The 16,114-nt window shown below is 68.7% G+C and carries 16 protein-coding genes and 4 pseudogenes; 10 read left to right on the top strand and 10 right to left on the bottom strand.

The features are described from left to right. Positions 1–58 precede the first annotated feature (58 nt). Complete coding sequence (locus ACWD4J_RS11725; RefSeq protein WP_451395160.1) at positions 59–1,048, bottom strand: helix-turn-helix transcriptional regulator; 990 nt, start codon at positions 1,046–1,048, stop codon at positions 59–61. Positions 1,049–1,140: 92 nt separating this feature from the next. Between ACWD4J_RS11725 and ACWD4J_RS11720 the strand changes: the two genes are divergently transcribed. The 5 genes and pseudogenes from ACWD4J_RS11720 (at position 1,141) to ACWD4J_RS11700 (ending at position 3,236) form a co-directional block, all read left to right on the top strand. Beyond that, the gene (locus ACWD4J_RS11720) at positions 1,141–1,539 is read left to right on the top strand and encodes a VOC family protein (protein WP_451395159.1); all 399 of its coding nucleotides are present in this window, start codon (positions 1,141–1,143) and stop codon (positions 1,537–1,539) included. Positions 1,540–1,588: 49 nt separating this feature from the next. Then, a pseudogene (locus tag ACWD4J_RS11715) lies at positions 1,589–1,813 on the top strand (helix-turn-helix domain-containing protein); the annotation flags it as partial. A 288-nt stretch (positions 1,814–2,101) separates the two neighbouring features. After that, positions 2,102–2,317: pseudogene (locus tag ACWD4J_RS11710) on the top strand (transposase); the annotation flags it as partial. Continuing rightward, positions 2,312–2,476 (top strand): annotated as a pseudogene (locus ACWD4J_RS11705) (IS5/IS1182 family transposase); the annotation flags it as partial. The pseudogenes ACWD4J_RS11710 and ACWD4J_RS11705, both read left to right, overlap by 6 nt. A gap of 244 nt (positions 2,477–2,720) precedes the next feature. Further along, complete coding sequence (locus ACWD4J_RS11700; RefSeq protein WP_451395263.1) at positions 2,721–3,236, top strand: transposase; 516 nt, start codon at positions 2,721–2,723, stop codon at positions 3,234–3,236. On the opposite strand, the gene ACWD4J_RS11695 is transcribed toward ACWD4J_RS11700, so the two are convergent. Beyond that, complete coding sequence (locus tag ACWD4J_RS11695; RefSeq protein WP_451395158.1) at positions 3,170–4,042, bottom strand: VOC family protein; 873 nt, start codon at positions 4,040–4,042, stop codon at positions 3,170–3,172. The two genes, ACWD4J_RS11700 and ACWD4J_RS11695, sit on opposite strands and share 67 nt — an antisense overlap. Positions 4,043–4,716: 674 nt before the next feature. Here ACWD4J_RS11695 and ACWD4J_RS11690 point away from each other — a divergent pair. Next, positions 4,717–4,941: pseudogene (locus ACWD4J_RS11690) on the top strand (hypothetical protein); the annotation flags it as partial. Positions 4,942–5,229: 288 nt separating this feature from the next. Here ACWD4J_RS11690 and ACWD4J_RS11685 read toward each other — a convergent pair. The 4 genes from ACWD4J_RS11685 to ACWD4J_RS11670 all read right to left on the bottom strand — a co-directional run bounded on the left by ACWD4J_RS11685 (position 5,230) and on the right by ACWD4J_RS11670 (position 8,678). Further along, on the bottom strand, positions 5,230–5,457 hold the full coding sequence (locus ACWD4J_RS11685; protein WP_451395268.1) for a hypothetical protein: 228 nt from the start codon (positions 5,455–5,457) through the stop codon (positions 5,230–5,232). Positions 5,458–5,720: 263 nt separating this feature from the next. Continuing rightward, positions 5,721–6,056, bottom strand: a complete 336-nt coding sequence (locus tag ACWD4J_RS11680; protein ID WP_451395157.1) for a hypothetical protein — start codon at positions 6,054–6,056, stop codon at positions 5,721–5,723. Continuing rightward, entirely contained in the window at positions 6,053–6,997 is a 945-nt protein-coding gene (locus ACWD4J_RS11675; RefSeq protein WP_451395156.1) for a VOC family protein, read from the bottom strand. The genes ACWD4J_RS11680 and ACWD4J_RS11675 overlap by 4 nt, the downstream gene beginning before the upstream one ends. Before the next feature lie 43 nt (positions 6,998–7,040). After that, positions 7,041–8,678, bottom strand: coding sequence for a flavin-containing monooxygenase (locus ACWD4J_RS11670; protein ID WP_451395155.1), 1,638 nt, complete (start codon positions 8,676–8,678; stop codon positions 7,041–7,043). Positions 8,679–8,852: 174 nt separating this feature from the next. Here ACWD4J_RS11670 and ACWD4J_RS11665 point away from each other — a divergent pair, with 174 nt between their 5' ends. Further along, positions 8,853–9,794, top strand: coding sequence for an SDR family NAD(P)-dependent oxidoreductase (locus tag ACWD4J_RS11665; protein WP_451395154.1), 942 nt, complete (start codon positions 8,853–8,855; stop codon positions 9,792–9,794). Between the two features lie 96 nt (positions 9,795–9,890). Here the strand turns inward: ACWD4J_RS11665 and ACWD4J_RS11660 are convergent, their stop codons facing one another. The 4 genes from ACWD4J_RS11660 to ACWD4J_RS11645 form a co-directional block, all read right to left on the bottom strand. Beyond that, positions 9,891–10,520, bottom strand: a complete 630-nt coding sequence (locus ACWD4J_RS11660) for a TetR/AcrR family transcriptional regulator (protein ID WP_451395153.1) — start codon at positions 10,518–10,520, stop codon at positions 9,891–9,893. An 84-nt stretch (positions 10,521–10,604) separates the two neighbouring features. After that, a complete protein-coding gene (locus tag ACWD4J_RS11655; RefSeq protein WP_451395152.1) occupies positions 10,605–11,075 on the bottom strand; it encodes an HtaA domain-containing protein in 471 nt (156 codons plus the stop codon). Further along, positions 11,072–11,680 carry a carboxymuconolactone decarboxylase family protein gene (locus ACWD4J_RS11650; RefSeq protein WP_451395151.1) on the bottom strand — a complete coding sequence of 203 codons (609 nt, stop codon included), beginning with the start codon at positions 11,678–11,680 and terminating at the stop codon, positions 11,072–11,074. Before ACWD4J_RS11650 ends, ACWD4J_RS11655 begins: the two co-directional genes overlap by 4 nt. Positions 11,681–11,684: 4 nt before the next feature. Further along, entirely contained in the window at positions 11,685–12,440 is a 756-nt protein-coding gene (locus ACWD4J_RS11645; protein WP_451395150.1) for an SDR family oxidoreductase, read from the bottom strand. Positions 12,441–12,769: 329 nt separating this feature from the next. On the opposite strand from ACWD4J_RS11645, the gene ACWD4J_RS11640 reads away from it, so the two are divergent. The 3 genes from ACWD4J_RS11640 (at position 12,770) to ACWD4J_RS11630 (ending at position 16,108) form a co-directional block, all read left to right on the top strand. After that, a complete protein-coding gene (locus ACWD4J_RS11640) occupies positions 12,770–13,999 on the top strand; it encodes an NAD(P)/FAD-dependent oxidoreductase (protein WP_451395149.1) in 1,230 nt (409 codons plus the stop codon). Between the two features lie 469 nt (positions 14,000–14,468). Beyond that, positions 14,469–14,789: a ferredoxin gene (gene fdxA / locus ACWD4J_RS11635; protein WP_351146692.1), complete on the top strand. Its 321-nt coding sequence runs from the start codon at positions 14,469–14,471 to the stop codon at positions 14,787–14,789. Positions 14,790–14,791: 2 nt separating this feature from the next. Next, positions 14,792–16,108: an FAD-dependent oxidoreductase gene (locus ACWD4J_RS11630; protein WP_451395148.1), complete on the top strand. Its 1,317-nt coding sequence runs from the start codon at positions 14,792–14,794 to the stop codon at positions 16,106–16,108. Positions 16,109–16,114 lie beyond the last annotated feature (6 nt).

The raw sequence follows: 16,114 nt of genomic DNA, 5'->3' as shown, positions 1-16,114 counted from the left end.
CGCACCGTCTTGCCGACCAGCCCTAGTTGTGCCATCTCATGACATTGGTTCCTCGCTGTCAGGCTTGGCGGGCGTAGGACGCGAGGCGTTGGGCGAGCGCGATGACGAGGATGCGCAGTTCATCGGGGCGCTCGATGACGAACGGACGGTCGAGTGAGGCGAGTAGCGGAGGCAACCAGTCGAGCCGCTCCGCCCGTAGCTGGACGCGCAGCCAGCGCTCGGCCGCCCGGTCCTTGTCTGCCGTGGGCGCGTGCTCCTCCAGGCTCGCGACGCTGGCGGGAAGGTGGGCGCGGATCTGCTCGACTGTCCCGTGGATCCGCAAGGTCACCTCGTGCCGGTACTCAGCCGTGGCGAACCCTGACAACACGCGCTGTGCCGGATCGGGACCCACGGGCGCCTCGAATGAGCCGGGCAGGGTCCGTGCGTCTGTGATGCGATCGAGCCGGAAGGTTCGGTCCTCGCCGATCTCGGGGTCCGTGCCCGTGACGTACCACCGGCCCGAATGGGCGACGATCCCGTACGCGTGCAGCGTGCGTTCGCTGCGCCGGCCGTCGCGGTCGGTATATCTGATCGAGACCGGCCGGCGGTGGCGTACCGCATCGGCGATGGTGAGCAGGACCCCGGCGTCCGGGGCGGCGAACTCGCCGGGCTGATCCGTGAAGGCGAGAGATTCCAGGAGCGTGTCGAGCCGGCGGGCGATGTGCTTGGGCAGCACCCGCCGGATCTTCGCCGAGGCCGTCTCGCTCGCGGTGTGACCTGCCGTCATCACCCCTGCTCGGCGGCCGGCGACCAGGCCGAGCATCACGGCCAGCGCCTCGTCGTCGCTGAGCATGAGCGGAGGCAAACGGTACCCGGGGGCGAGCCGGTACCCGCCGTAGCGGCCGCGCACCGACTCCACGGGCACGTCAAGGTCGATCAGCTGGTCCACATACCGCCGCACGGTGCGCCCATCAACGCCGAGCCGGTCGGCGAGTTCGGCCACCGTCCGAGTGCCGCCCGACTGCAGCAACTCCAGGAGTGTCAGCACGCGGCCGGTGGGTCGAGGCATGTGCACAGCCTAACGCGAATACAGGACCGATTCTGTCCACTATTTCTCCTAGCCTGCGACGTGCAGCGATTCCATCTGCCAAGGAGATCACCATGGACTTCGTCTCGATCCGCATCATTACCACCGACGTCGCACGCCTCGTCGAGTTCTACGAGCGAGCCACAGGGGTGCGGGCGATGTGGGCCACCGAGGACTTCGCCGAACTCAAGACCCCGGGCGCCACCCTCGCGATCGCCGGCACCCGCACCGTCCCGCTGTTCGCCCCGGGCTCTGCCCGTCCAGCGGACAACCAGAGCGTGATCACCGAGTTCCTCGTCGACGACGTGGACCGCATTCACCAGAACCTGACCGGCTTCGTCACCGACTTCGTCACCGAGCCCACCACGATGCCCTGGGGCAACCGGTCGCTGCTGTTCCGCGACCCCGACGGCAACCTCGTCAACTTCTTCACCCCCGTCACCCCGGCAGCCATCGAAAAGTTCGCACGTTGACGCCACGCACAGCCGCTCACGCGGGAGCCCTGAGATCCCAGGGCTCCCGATGAACGCGTCCGCCGAGTCCAGGAGCGCCAACAGCAGGAGTCACCGCAACGCACCGCTGACCCCGGAGGGACGTCTGCGGTTGTGCCTGCGGATCGACGCTGGCCGCCCGATCGCGCACGTCGCTGCCGAGGCCGGGCTATCGCGCCGCTGCCTGGCCAAGTGGTACGTCCGCTGGCGTGCGCACGGCGAGAACGGCCTGCTTGACCACTCCTCCCGCCCCGCCACCAGCCCGGCCCGCACCGCCGAGGACATCGCTGACCTGGTGGAGGCATTGCGGCGGCAGACCAAGCACGCCCGGTGCCAGAAGGCGACCGCGGTCACGGCTCTCTCGTCGTCCAGGGCCTCGGTGTAGGCGAACCGGGAGTGGTCGTCGAGCGCGGAATGCAGGTTGGTGTAACCGACCTTCCCGGTGCCGGGGCCAGCACGTTTGGAGGCGCGGGCGGCGTCTGCACCCACGCCGTGCATGCGCCAGCCGCCGCCCTGCGGAATGCGTTCGAGCTTCTTGATGTCGCAGAACCTGCAGCAGTTCGTGAACCAGTCGCCGTGGGAGCCGGTGCCGGTGCGGCGCCGGATCGCGCAGCGGATGGTGCCGCTGATCGGTCCGGATGCCTGGGCGGTCGACGACGTGTCGTTTCCCAAGGACGGCCGAATGTCGGTCGGTGTTGCGCACCAGTACTGCGGGGCCTTGGGCAAGCAGGCGACCGACCCCGCATCCCGACACGTGCACAAAACCCGCACCCACCAGCAGGACGGATACAAAGCCCACCTCGCCGTCGAGCCGGAGACCGGCCTATACACCGCCGTTGCCCTCACCCCCGGCACCGGGCCCGAACACCACGAGGCCCAAGTGGGCCTCGACCTGGTCGCCGACGAGGACACTCCACTCGACGTCTTCGGTGACACCGCCTACTCCACCAGCGACGCCCGCCACACCCTCCAGCACCAAGGGCACCGGCTGTTCCTCAAACCCGCCCCCCTGCGGCCGGCCGTCCCCGGCGGCTTCACCCTCGACGACTTCGCCACCGCCGCCACCGTGACCTGCCCGGCCGGACACACCGTCGCCCTCTCCGAGCCCGGCGGACAGCACCAGCAGCGCAAGGCCGTTTTCAAGGAGCTGTGCAGCGTGCCCCCTGCGCGAGCGGTGCACCAAGGCCAAGGCCGGACGCATCCTGACCATCCGCCCGCACCACGACCTCCAGGCAGCAGCCCGCCACCAAGCCGCCACCGACCCCGACTGGCAAGCCGACTACCGACGCTGGAGACCACCGGTCGAACGCGCCGTCGCCTGGCTCGTCCAGCACGGCAACCGCCGCCTGCGCTACCGCGGCACCATCGCCAACAACACCTGGCTCCACACCCGAGCAGCCGCCCTCAACCTCCGCCGACTGATCAGCCTCGGACTCACCCGAACCAACAACACCTGGCACCTTCAACCCGGCCACCCCCTAGCCACAAAGGCCGCCCGGCCTGCGGCCGGGCGGCCTCTCACCAAGATCTTCATGAGCCTTCTAGGGGTGACGGATCCGGACAACCGTGCATGCGGTCGTCCGGCCCCGTCCCCCTACATCGCGGGGACGGATCAGCCCGCGGGCTGCGGCGGCGGAGTGAAGTGGTGGCCCCAGAAGGCGCCTTCGGTGATCTCGTAGACGGGGACGGGCTCGGGGACCTTCAGCCCGTTCCAGCCGAACTCGATCGCGTAGTTCTCCGGCGACCAGACGTAGAAGGAGACCATGTGGTCGTTCGTGTGCTTGCCGAGCGTGTGCATCATGGGGATCTCCTGCCGCTGGGCCCTGTCGAGCGCGAGCCCGACGTCGTCCAACGTGGCCGACTCGACCATCAGGTGCAGCAGGCGCCCGGGGCCCGGCATGGGCGTGATGCCCAGGGTATGGTGCCGCGGGTTGCACCCCATGAACCAGGTGGTGCCGCCCTCGGAGCGCATCGTGTTGCGCTCGATGAAGCCGAGGACGTTCACATAGAAGTCGAACGCGGCCTTCGCGTCCTCGGCGGAGACGATCGCGTGCCCCAGCCCCATGTCACCGGTGACGAACTTCGACACCAGCGGGGTACGGACCGGCTTGTGGTCGAGGACAGCGCCGTAGTAGAGCTCCACCGGGTTGCCGCCCGGGTCGCTGAAGCGGACGAAGCCGGTGACCCGGCGCTCCACGCACTCGTCCTCGGTACCGGCTGTCACCTTGATGCCGGCCTTCTCGACGGCTGCGGCCAGGCTCGTGAGCTCCCGCTCGTCGAGGACCTCGAGGCCCAGCGCCGTCATACCGCTCTGCGGCCCCGGAGAAACCGCGATACGGGTCGGGTAGTCGTCCATCCTGAAGTACAGCGATTCCGGATCGCCGCCCTCGACGGGCATCAGCCCGAGGAAATCGCCCCCGAACTGCTTCCATTTCTCGATGTCGGTGGATTCCAGCCTGACGTACCCGAGTGAGCGAACACCCATCGGACTCTCCAATCACGGTGGTTACGTGAAGGCCGTTGCGGGCCTCCGGTCACGTGACGCGGGTGGCAGTAGCCACTCTCCCGCGCACGTCGTCTGTGCTGTTCCGTTCAGCGGTCCGCTCCTAGCGGGGTTCCCGGGGCAGCCCGAGTCCCTGCTCGGCAAACTGCGTCCGTAGAACCCCGTTCGGCTTGCCGGCGATCATGTGCGTGCGTGAGTAAGCTCGCCGCAGAAGAACTTGCAGAGCGGGGCTTCGGCGGGCTGCACGGTGTCGTGCAGCATCCGCGACTGGGCGAGGCCGACCATCTCGGCACTCACGTGCACCCGGGTGGCGAGCTCGCCGACCGCCGGCCGGGATGCGGACGCCGTCGAGGAAGACCGCGTTGAAGTCGCTGGTCCCGGTGATCTCACGCGGCGGACGTACGTCGGCGCCCGCGTGCTTCTTGATGCCCGGGCTGTGCTCGGCGACGAACGCCCGTACCGTCTTGCGGAAGGCCGCGAGCTCCGGCGTGGGCTCCAGCCGCATCACTGTTCTCCCCTCGCCCTCGACCGCCTCGGCATTGATTATGAGGCTACTCTAATGACGCCGTCGACCGTTGCGTGGGAAGTTTTTCCGACTACTTCTCGACTCCACTCCGCAAAAGAGGATACTTTCTTTGCTGCCACACGGGTAACCGATGCGACAGCACGAGACGTGGAGACTGGTGGACTTCGAGCTCGACGAGCAGGCGATGCCGCGTACGGTGTCGCGCGGCTGGCTCCACGATCGCGCCCGACGCAGACCCTGCGGGCGCAGACCTGTCAGCGGGAGGACGTCGACCCCGCGTTCTGGCGCCTGGCGGGCCGAGCTCGACCGACTCGGCCTGGGCCTGCCCGAGGAACACGGCGGCACCGGCCAGGGGCTGGTCGAACTCGCCCTGGTCGCCGAGGAGATCGGCCGCGCCACCGCCCGCGGCCCCTTCCTCGCCACCGCGCTCGTCGGGCGCGGGCGGGGCACGCCGGCTGCTGGTGATCGCTCAACACGAGGGCTCCCCCGCCTCGTTCCTCGTCGACCTCGACGCCCACGGCGTCACCATACGGCGCCGGCAGGGCCTCGATCCGACCGGCATCTTCTACGAAGTCCGCCTCGACGGCGCCCGGGTGCCTCCACGGCGGCCCCACCGAAATGCAGCGTGCGTAGAGGGCCGCGGCTATCCCCCCGCGATCGTCATCCCGCCCATCGAGTCACCATGGGCGCCGGACGGCATGCGCATCATCCGCTCGGCCCCGGGCGGCGTCACGCCCACCGCACTGCCGCCGCGGGCCCAGAAGGCGGTGCTGTCACGGTGCTGGGACAGAGTCCTGTGCCAGATCAACACGGCCTGCGTCCGCATGGCGCGGTCCGGAGCCTCGAAGACCTGCTCTCCACATCCCGACATGACTGCGGCCGCCGCAGACCGGGGCCGGGCCGCTCAAGCGGCAGTGCTCCTGGTGGCCCGGGAGGCGGCGCCGAGCCGCACGGCGCACTGGTGGATGTGGTCACCTCACTACGGGCCGGTGATCTTGTGCGGGCTGACGTCGCCAGCCCGCACAAGATCACCCGTCAGGCTCCTGCGCCCCGGGCACCCAGGCCGCTCCTCAGACACCGGCCCTCAAAGGGAACAACTCCTCCAAGTCCGCCTCGCCCGCACTGTCCATGGGCTCATGCGAGGAACGCGTCGTCGTGCATGACCAGCGGGATCATGACGATGCTGGAGGTGTCCAGTGTGTCGCTGGAACCGAGCCCGGAGGTGAACAGCCTCATGCGCGCCTCCTCCGCTGAACCCTCCACCTCGTAGATCGTCGCGTAACGGTAGGGGATGCCCTCCGTCGACGTGTCGGCTGCCCGGAGGCGACGTACCGCCACGAACCCGGGCAGTGCCAGGATCTCCGGAATGTGCGTTCCCCAGTACCAGTCCTGGAACTCCTTGTCCTTCCCCTCGACGGGGTTGGTGAGGGCCAGCAGGACTTCGCGGCGCGACTGCGCTATGTCACTCATCGTGTCTCCTGAAATCGTGTGTCTCCTGGAAGGGAAGCCGTCGTGAATCCCCACGGGATGCCGAGGCTGGTCGCCGGATCGGTCACCAGGGCGGTGTCGCAGCGGTGGGCGATACGGACGCCTTCGGCGTCCAGGTGCTTGGCCACCCGCTCCAGATCAGCAACCGTCCAGGTGATGGCGTGGTAGGTATCCAGCGGCTCGTTCCCCGACCCGTCCTCGGCCCGTTCGCCGCAGGGATCCGGTGTGGCGAAGTGGAAGACGGCATCGGCCAGCTGAACGTACGGCCCGTAGACGCCGCGCAGCTCGTCACGGCCCGTGTGGATGACCTTGCCGCCGAGGACGTCGACGGTGAGCTTGAGCGCGCGCTCCGGCCGGGAAGTCAGGACGGTGTGATGCGATGCGTGCACGATGCCGAGCGGGTCGTCGTCAGTGACCGCGGGGATCGTCCACCCCTCGGTCACCCGCGGGTCGAGGGGGAAGGGGAACATCTCGAAGAAGCGGTACGGCAGGCCGGCGTCGTCCTTCAGGCTCTGGAACGGCGACGGGCCTCCTGCCCACTCGTCCGCCTCCAGCACCTCGTCGCGCGCGTCCACGAGGCGGAAGCCCTGTGCACGCAGTTCCTTGTAGAGCTCCTTGACTCCCTCGACGTACCAGCCGGTCGTCTTCAGCTGCGGTGTACCGACATCCGGATACCTCTGCACCCCGCCGGTGAGGTACCGCTTCGGTTCGAGGTTGTCGATGAGCACATCGCTGATCGCCGTGAACGTCGAGTAGCCGACGGAGTGCCCCGGCGCCGGCGGGTTTGGCATGACGACGGAGAAGTTGGTGCTCGGGCGGCCGAAGACCCGGCTGTAGAAATCCTCTGCCTCGTCGAGGCTGGGCACATGGATCACGGGCTGGTACAGCATCCGCACACGAAAGGGGCGGTCGATGCCGGTCACTTCGTACTCCTTTCCCTGGGTTCCGGTCGTTGGCAGCGCCCCGCTACCCGGCATGGGCGGTCTCGTTCGCGCGCGAGAGAGCGCCGCCGAAGTCCTCGGTCGACGTCATCGCGTCGAGCATCTCGTGGAGCTTCGCCCGTCCGCCGGGGTTGAGGAGGAACTTGCGTACCTTGCCCTCGACGTTGGCACCGTAGTAGTGGCTGTGCTCGGCCGAGAAGATCGACTGCGGGGCGAGCGTCTCGACCATCGTCATCCACTCGTCCTGCTGCGCGGCGGTCGGCTCGAAGACGGCGTACCCGTGGTCGCGCGCGTGGATCAGCGTCTTGGTGATCCAGTCGACCTGGTCCTGCGAGTAGCGCGGGTAGTTGCCGCCGCCGGCGCCGTGCGGACCGCCCGGGAAGAAGAAGTTCGGCAGCAGGTGCGCGCTGAAGCCCCCGAAGTCGGACGGCCCGTCCTCCCAGTCGGTGCTCAGGTCGAGATCCTCACGCCCCTTGATGCCCATCCGGGTCAGCGCGCCGGTGCCGAAGTCGAAGCCGGTCGCGAACACGATGATGTCGTAGTCCCGGTGTCGCTCGGTGGTCTCGATCCCGGTGGCGTCGACCCGCACGAACGGCGTCTCCCTGAGGGAGATGAGTGAGGCGTTCGGCTTGTTGAAGGACTCGAAGTAGCCGGTGACGAACGGCGGACGCTTCGCACCGAAGAGGTGGTCCTTCGGGATGAGCCGCTCGGCGGTCACCGGGTCCTTGACGATCGAGCGGATCTTGTTGGCGAGGAACGCGCAGAACTCGAGGTTCACCTCGCGGTTCGTCGTCATGTCGTAGTAGTTCGACGTGAGCTTGGCGAAGCCGGGGCTCTTCCAGATCTTCTCGTAGAACGCCTGGCGTTCCTGCGCCGAGTCCGCCGTCGAGAACTTGCCCGCCGGCTCGTGGAGGAAGCCCGTCGGCGACGTGCTCAACGTCTTGACGATGTCGTCGAAGTTGTCGCTGAGCCATGCCTGGCGCTCGTCCGAGATGGGGGCGTTGTTCAGCGGGGTCGTCCAGGTCGGCGTGCGCTGGTAGAGGTCCACGGCCTCGACGGTGTCGACGATCGCCGGCAGGAGCTGGGCGCCGCTCGGGCCGTTGCCGATGATGGCGACCCGCTTGCCGGCGAAGTCGACGGGCGTGTGGGGCCAGGCGCCGGTGTGGTACGCCTGGCCGCCGAAGTCCTCGAGTCCGTCGATGTCGGGGTAGTTCGGTACGGACAGGCCGCCCGTCGCGGAGATGACCCAACGGGCCCGGACGACGCTGCCCTTCTGCGTCCGCACCACCCATGCCTGGCCGGCCTCGTCGAACTCGGCGGAGACGACCTTCTCGCCCGTGCGGATGTGCCGGCGCAGGTCGAAGCGGTCGACGACGTGGTTGAGATAGCTCTCGATCTCCGGCTGCGTCGCGAACTCCTCCTTCCACCGCCACTCGTCGAAGAGCTCCTTGGAGAAGATGTACGCGTAGGCGTAGCTCTCGGAGTCGAAGCGCGCGGACGGGTAGCGGTTCCAGTACCAGACACCGCCCACCCCGTCACCGGCCTCCAGCGTCTGCGCCGTGAAGCCGGCGTCGAGCGCCCGGTAGAGCGCGTAGATGCCGACCACGCCGGCACCGATCACCAGCACCTCGACGTCAACGTCGTTGTCGATCTGTCCTGCCACTTTGACTCACTCCCACTTGGTACGACTGCTCCAGCGGCGATCAGCCATAGGTAAGCACAAGTGCTGAAAAATAAAAACCACCTTTGCAACACATGGCCTGCACAGCGTCGTAGGGATTGTCTTATCTGAGCTCGCGTGATGAAATCCCGCCACGATCACTGTCGAAGGAGCATGATGAACGCCACCCCTGACTTCCGGTTCGACGGACGAGTCGCCATCGTGACCGGCGCCGGCCGAGGCCTCGGCCGGGCCCATGCGCTGCTGCTCGCGGAGCGCGGCGCCAAGGTCGTCGTCAACGACCTCGGCGGCACCAAGGAGGGCGAAGGCAGCGACGCCGGACCGGCCAACGATGTCGTCCGGGAGATCATCGCCGCGGGCGGCGTCGCCGTCGCCGACACGAACAACGTGGGCCAGGAGGAGGGCTGCCACACGCTCGTCGAGACCGCTGTCCGCGAGTTCGGGCGCATCGACATCGTCGTGAACAACGCCGGCATCTCCCGCTTCGCCACGTTCCCCGAGGCCGATGCCGAGAACCTTGACCTGACACTCGACGTGCACCTGCGCGGCACATGGCACACGACGCGTGCGGCCTGGCCGTACATGGTCGAGCAGGGCTACGGCCGGGTGATCACGACGACGTCGACCGGCATGTTCGGACTGGCGGACAACCTGGCGTACGCGACCGCGAAGGGGGCGCTCATCGGGTTCACCCGGAGCCTGTCGCTGGAGGGCGCGTCACACGGCATTCGCGTCAACTGCGTCGCACCGAACGCAATCACGCGTCCGAGCACCTCGGCGGCGAAGCCGAACATCACGACCACCGCGCTGGACGACGCTCGCCTGCAGGCGCTGCGCACCGACCTGGTGTCACCGATGGTGGCGTACCTGGCGCACGAGGACTGCACGGTGAACGGCGAGATTCTCGTGGCAGGTGCGCAGCGGTTCGCCCGGTGGTTCCTCGCCGTCAGCCCCGGATACCACTCGGCCGGGACCGGGACACCGACGATCGAGGAGATCGCCGGAAACTGGAAGGAGATCACCGACGAGAGCGGCTACTACGTGCCCGCAAGTCTGCACGACTGGACGTCGAGGTTCATGGCCCACCTCGGCGCCTGACAGCGACGCGACGCACACGGCGAAGGAGCCCGGTCGGTGACCGGGCTCCTTCGCCGTGTGCGTCTTCATGACCACTGCCGAGGGGCTGTGCCTGGCTCAGCCGCCTGCCGTCGTCCTCGGATCGCCCTCGACGAGCGGTGCCGTGAGTCCCGCGCTGAGGAAGGTCACCAGATCGTCGACCAGGACGTCGATCTCCGCGGGCAGGTGGGAACGCTTTCGCTGCGCCGCTTGGTAGCGCGCGAGTGCGTGCACGGCACTCGTCAGGATCACCCACCATCTCTCTTCGAGTACCGCCTCGGGGACCTGCGGTACAAGCCGGCTGAGGAGAGTCCGCAGCGTAAGGACCGATGCACCGGCGCGGACATCGCCCAAGCCCTCGTATCCGCCCTCTTCGATGATGAAGTGGGACAGGAAGGCAAGGTAGTGGTTGTCCTCCCGCAGATGGATCGCGAGCGGCCGCACGAACGCGCCGACGACGTCGACAACGGTCGGCGGGGTCGGGCCGAGCATGAGATCGGCGACGATGCCGGTCCGGCTGACTTCGCTCTCGGCGCCGCGCAGTTCCAGGATGGCCTTCACGACCTCGTCGCGGTCGCCGAAGTGGTACTGGACGGCGGCGTGATTGCGCTGGCCGGCAGCGATTCCGATGTCGCGCAGAGGCACAGCCGAAATGCCGTGCTCGGCGAACAGGCGCTCGGCCGCAGCGAGAATGAGCTGACGCGTCACTTCACCGCGAACGTTCTTGCGCCCTTCGCCGGTTCGGGCGCCGCTGCGCCGCGCAGGCTGATGGGGCGGGGATGAAGACATTGCCTACGAATCTAGCAGGACCAGGGGATCGAGCGGTGCGAGGTCGGAGCCGGGCGGATAGACGTTACCGAAGAGCTCGGCCCCGGCGTCGGTCAGGCACGGGACGAGGCCCGGCCAGCGCACCACGCCGTTGCCCTCCGCAGGGGCGGCGGGCGCCACGGTGGCGATGGTGACGCGGTCACCCCGCGCGGCCACGACACTGAGGGCGCCGCCGCGTGCGTCCGCCGTCACCCTGAGCTCCAGTTCGCGCAGTTCGACATCGAGGAACCCGTGGTGGGCCATGAAACGCGCGCCTCCACCGAAGTGCAGCAACCAGCCGTCGCCGTCCCTCGACGCCGCGGTCAGCGGGAACTGGAACACCCCGTCGGCATCCAGCTCGGCCCCATCGACAGCATCGCAGGTGCCGACCGCGATCGCCCGTACGTAATGGACGAAGGACGATTTCACCTGCCAGCGCAGCACCCCGCGGCTCACGTACCGCGCCGGTGGTCGGCGGGGAAGCCGGTCATGCCCGGCTCGAGCTCCAGGCCGAGCGTGTTGAACGCCGTGCAGTGCATGTCGTAGGTGCCCACGGTGAACACGAAGTCGATGAGCTGCTCTCGGGAGAACTGCTTCTCGAGAGCGAGCCATGTCTCGCCCGAGACGTTCTTCACGGTGCACATCTCATCGACGGCCCGGACGACCGCGGCGTCGGCGTCCGACCACTCGGCGGCATCGGGACCTTCGCCGAGCGCGTCGATCTCCGCGTCGGTGAGATGGCCGCCCGCCCGGCTCATCCGGACGTGCTGGGCCCACTCGTACTCGCCGAAGCCGAGCCAGGTCGTCCGGATGATCGCCATCTCGCGGACGCGGTCGGAGAGCGTGGAGTGCCGCAGATGGTTCGAGAAGGGCATCCACCCACGGATCAAGTCCGGGTGCCAGGCGTAGATGCCGAGGATGTGGGACTGCGGACGCGCCGCGGGCCCGCTGGGCGCGCTGCCCTGCGTGCCGGGCGCCTGAGCGCGCAGTACGGACAGGGCTTCGTCGACCTCGTCGGTCCAGTCGTCGACGGGGCGCGGGGGAATGCGTGGCTGAGTCATGAGATCACCCTATGAAGGAGCCGCCGTTGACACTGACGGTCTGGCCGGTCACGTAGGAGGCCTCGTCCGAGACGAGGTAGGAGACCGCGGCGGCGATGTCCTCGCCGGTGCCCATCCGCCCGACGGGGATGTACTTCGCCATGTCCTCCGCGGACGGAATGGCGCCCGTAGCACGCTTCTTCTGCACGCTCGGGGTGTCGATCGAGGACGGAGCGACCGTGTTGACCGTGATGCCCGACTTGGCGAACTCGACGGCGAGCGCCTTGGTGAGGGCCATCTGCCCGCCCTTGGACGCGGCGTAGTGGGCCATCTTCGGGGCCCCGCGCTGCGCGCTCGAGGAGGCGATCAGTACGACGCGCCCCCAGCCCGCCTCAAGAAGGTCCGGGAGAGCGGACTGGACGACGTTGAAGGTCCCGGTCAGATTGATCGACAGGGTGCGATTCCACTCGTCGAGCGTCATGTCCAGGAACGGTCGCTGCGGGGCGACCGCGGCGTTCGCGACGACGGCGGTCAGCGGTCCAAGGTCGGCGCGGGCCGCTACCAGCGCCGCGTCGACCTGCTGTCGGTCGCTCACATCGGCGCGGTATCCGCGCGCGTGGCCGCCGACGCCGGCGATCGCTTCCGCGGCCCGCTGTGCCGCGCCGTCGACGACGTCGAGGATCGCGATCCGGAATCCGTCCTTCGCGAGGCGCTCGGCGATCGCCAGGCCGATGCCCGCGGCACCTCCTGTCACGACGGCCACGCGGCCCGCGGCCGTCATCGAATCTCTCCGTGAAAGTGTCCAGCGGTGTGCACCCTGGTCATCGGGATACGTCCTCATTCCTCTCGAGGGAGCGACTCGGCGAACAGAACACACGTTCCGTTGCCAGGAATCCTCAGCATGGCGTGGCGCGAAATGGGATGTCAACCCTTCCTGCACATACCCGTCATTGACACCCGCCGCAACGGCGATCAGTATTTCCCTGTTGCGTTGTAGCGACTTGACGTTCCCTTGAAGGGGTAACCCTCTCGGTGTGTGGGCCTCATCCAGGAAGCTCAGAGCGCCCTGCGCCTTCGCCTACCTGTCACCGACACACAAGGACCAGGACGATGACCGAAACCGCCCCCGATCGCCACATTGTCGTCGTCGGGGCTTCGCTGGCCGGGACACGGACCGTACAGGGCCTTCGGGCACTCGGCCACAGCGGCCCCATCACACTGATCGGCGCCGAGGACGAACTTCCCTACGACCGCCCGCCGCTCTCGAAGAGCCTTCTCAACGGCGCCTGGTCGGAGCCGTCCGTGGAGGGGATCCGGCTGGTCACGCGGGCCGAGCTGGACGAACTCGGTATCGGGCTCCGGCTCGGGTCGGCCGCGGTGGGCCTGGACACCGCCGCACGCCGCGTCCGCCTCGCCGACGACACGACCGTGCCGTACGACGTGCTCGTCATCGCCTCCGGAGCCGCGGCCCGGCCGTCCCCGTGGCGCCCGCCGTCGGGCGTGTACCAGCTCAGGACGCTGGACGACTCGCGCGCGATCGCCGCGCGGCTCGCGCTCGGTGAGCCCCTCGTCGTCGTCGGAGGCGGCTTCATCGGCACCGAGATCGCGGCCGCGGCGGTCGCACACGGCTGCCCCGTCACGGTCGTCGACCCGCTCCCTGAGCCGATGACGCGGCTGGTCGGCCCCGAGATCGCGGGCAGCCTCGTCGAACTCCACCGCCGCCACGGCGTCCAGACCCGGTTCGGGACCGGCGTCGTCGCCATCGAAGGCAAGGCCGGCCAGCTCACGGTCGAACTCGACAGCGGGGAGCGCCTGTCGGCGTCGACCGCGGTGGTGGGCATCGGCTCGGTGCCGTCGACCGACTGGCTAGCCGGCTCCGGTCTCAAGCTCGACAACGGCGTCGTGACCGACCGCTTCCTGCGGGCGAGCGGAGCCGACGACGTGTACGCGATCGGCGATGTCGCCCGCTGGCCGCACCCGGGACGAGGTGCCGGCGTCCGGGCCGAGCACTGGACGAACGCCGGCGACCAGGCGAGGTACGTCGCCACTGCCCTCACGCAGGGCGTCGGGGCGGCCTACGAGCCGACGGACTACGTGTGGTCCGACCAGTACGACTGGAAGGTGAACGCCTGCGGCTGGCGCGATCCCGCGGGCAACTCGACCGTCATCGGCGACCTTCGGACGGACAGCAGGGCGGCCGTGATCCACACGGACGCGCATGGCGTCGCCTGCGGCGCGGTCACGGTGAACTGGGTGCGGGCCCTGAACCAGGCACGCCGACTGCTGTCGGCCGGCGCCTCGGGCGACAGCGTCGTCGACGCGGTCCGGCAGTTGGCCTGAGCTCGCTGAGGGCGGGGCGCTTGCCCCGCCCCAGAACGTTTCTGACGGGTCGTTCACGTGTCAGCCCTCCCTTCGACCCTGACCAGCCGACGCCCGACGCCCGACGGCGAACTGGCCCACAGCGTGACGCTGTGGGCCAGTTCGCCGTCGTCGCTCAGAGGCTCATGCCCGCGAGTCGGTCCTCGGCGCAGGCGCCGACCGGTGTGCACACGACGCCAAAACGGAAGACCCGGATCGTGGCCCATTTCCTCACCCGTCGGCCGGAGTCCCGCTCCGCGCGAACCTCCCGTCGCGCCTCCATCCCGCATGCTCTTGACATGCGGGGCAGGCGTACCGACACTGGCGCCGTTGAAAGGATCGCTCGTTCCGTTGAATGACCCACCGTCCCTGGAGGCTCGCCCCGAGGCCGGTGGTGCCACATCTGCCGCGGGCTTGCCTTCCCACTGTCGACGGAAACCAGGGAGAAGAAGTGACCTTTGTGGTGACGCAGGCATGCGTGGACATCCAGGACAAGAGCTGCGTGCAGGTGTGTCCGGCCGACTGCATATACGAGGGCGGCCGGATGATGTACATCAACCCGGATCAGTGCATCGATTGCGGCGCCTGCGAGGAGGTGTGCCCGGTGACGGCGATCCGCTACGACGCCGACCTGACCGGCGACGACGAGCAGTTCCTCGACCTCAACGCTCAATTCTTCGACGCCCTCGACTCCCCCAAGAGCGCCCGCAAGCTGGGAAAGATCGACCACGATGTCGAGTTCGTCGCGGCCCTCCCCCGCAAGGAGGCCTAGCCATGGCGCCGCTGCGAGTCGCCGTCGTCGGTTCCGGCCCGGCAGGGGCCTTCTGCGCCCAGATCCTGACCGAGGACCCCGACCACGAGGTCCGCGTCGACGTGTTCGAGCGACTGCCCACGCCGTTCGGGCTCGTACGGTACGGCGTCGCCCCCGATCACCAGAAGATCAAGTCGATCGTCGCGTCCCTGACCGAGATCTTCGAGGCCCCCTCCGTGCGGTTCCTCGGCAACGTGACAGTCGGCTCGGACATCACGATGGATGAGCTGCGCGCCCACTACGACGCGGTCATCCTGGCCTCGGGAGCGCCGCTGGACCGCCGCCTCGGCACTCCCGGCGAGGACCTCACCGGTGTGGTCGCCGCGCGCAACTTCGTGTCGTGGTACAGCGGTCACCCCGACGCGGACTTCGACACGTCGGTCCTCACGGCGGACCGGGCCGTCGTGGTCGGCGTGGGAAATGTGGCGCTCGATGTCGCCCGCATGCTGGTGCGCACGCCCGACGAGCTGCGAAGGACCGACGTACCCGAGCATGTGATCGACACACTGGCCGGCCACTCGGTACGAGAGGTGTGTGTGGTCGGCCGACGGGGCCCCGAGCACGCCAAGTTCACGAACAAGGAGTTCCTGGAGCTGGCCGAGGTGGAGGGCGCCGACGTGACCGTCTCTCCGGACGACCTGGCGCTCTCACCGGAGGCGCGGGCCGGCACCCGGCCGGCGACCGCACGCCTGCTCGCCTCGCTCCAGAAGGTCGCCGACCGCAGGCCGCAGGGGCGGCCGCGCTCCATCCGCTTCCTGTTCAACCGCACGCCGGTGGAGTTCGTGGGTGACACCTCGGTCTCCGCTGTACGTCTGGCGCACACGACACGCCCCGAAGTCGTCGAGGATCTCCCCACCGGACTGGTGCTGCCCGCCGTCGGCTATCGCGGTGCCGCCTTGAGCGGGGTCCCCTTCGACGACGCATCGGGCACCATCCCCCACCGTGACGCGCGAGTCCTCGACGGCGAACGGGTCCTGCCCGGCCTCTACGCGGTCGGCTGGGTCAAGCGGGGCCCCAGCGGCGTCATCGGAACAAACCGGCTCTGCGCGAGCGAGACGGCCGCCGCCCTCCTGGCTGACGCACCTGACCTGTCAGGGAAGGGCTCCGGCCCCGCGGGCGTCGACGCACTGCTGCGCTTGCGTGGCGTCGCCGTCGTCGACTGGAGCCGCTGGCGGGCCATCGAGGCAGCCGAAGTCGCTCGCGGTGAGGCCACCGGCCGCACGCGCGTGAAGCTGCACGACAGGACCGAGATGCTGCTCGCCGCGGGGGCGGCCACGTAGCACGTC

It is taken from the genome of Streptomyces sp. NPDC002577 (genome assembly GCF_053594815.1).
This window is presented reverse-complemented; position numbering and strand designations above follow the sequence as displayed.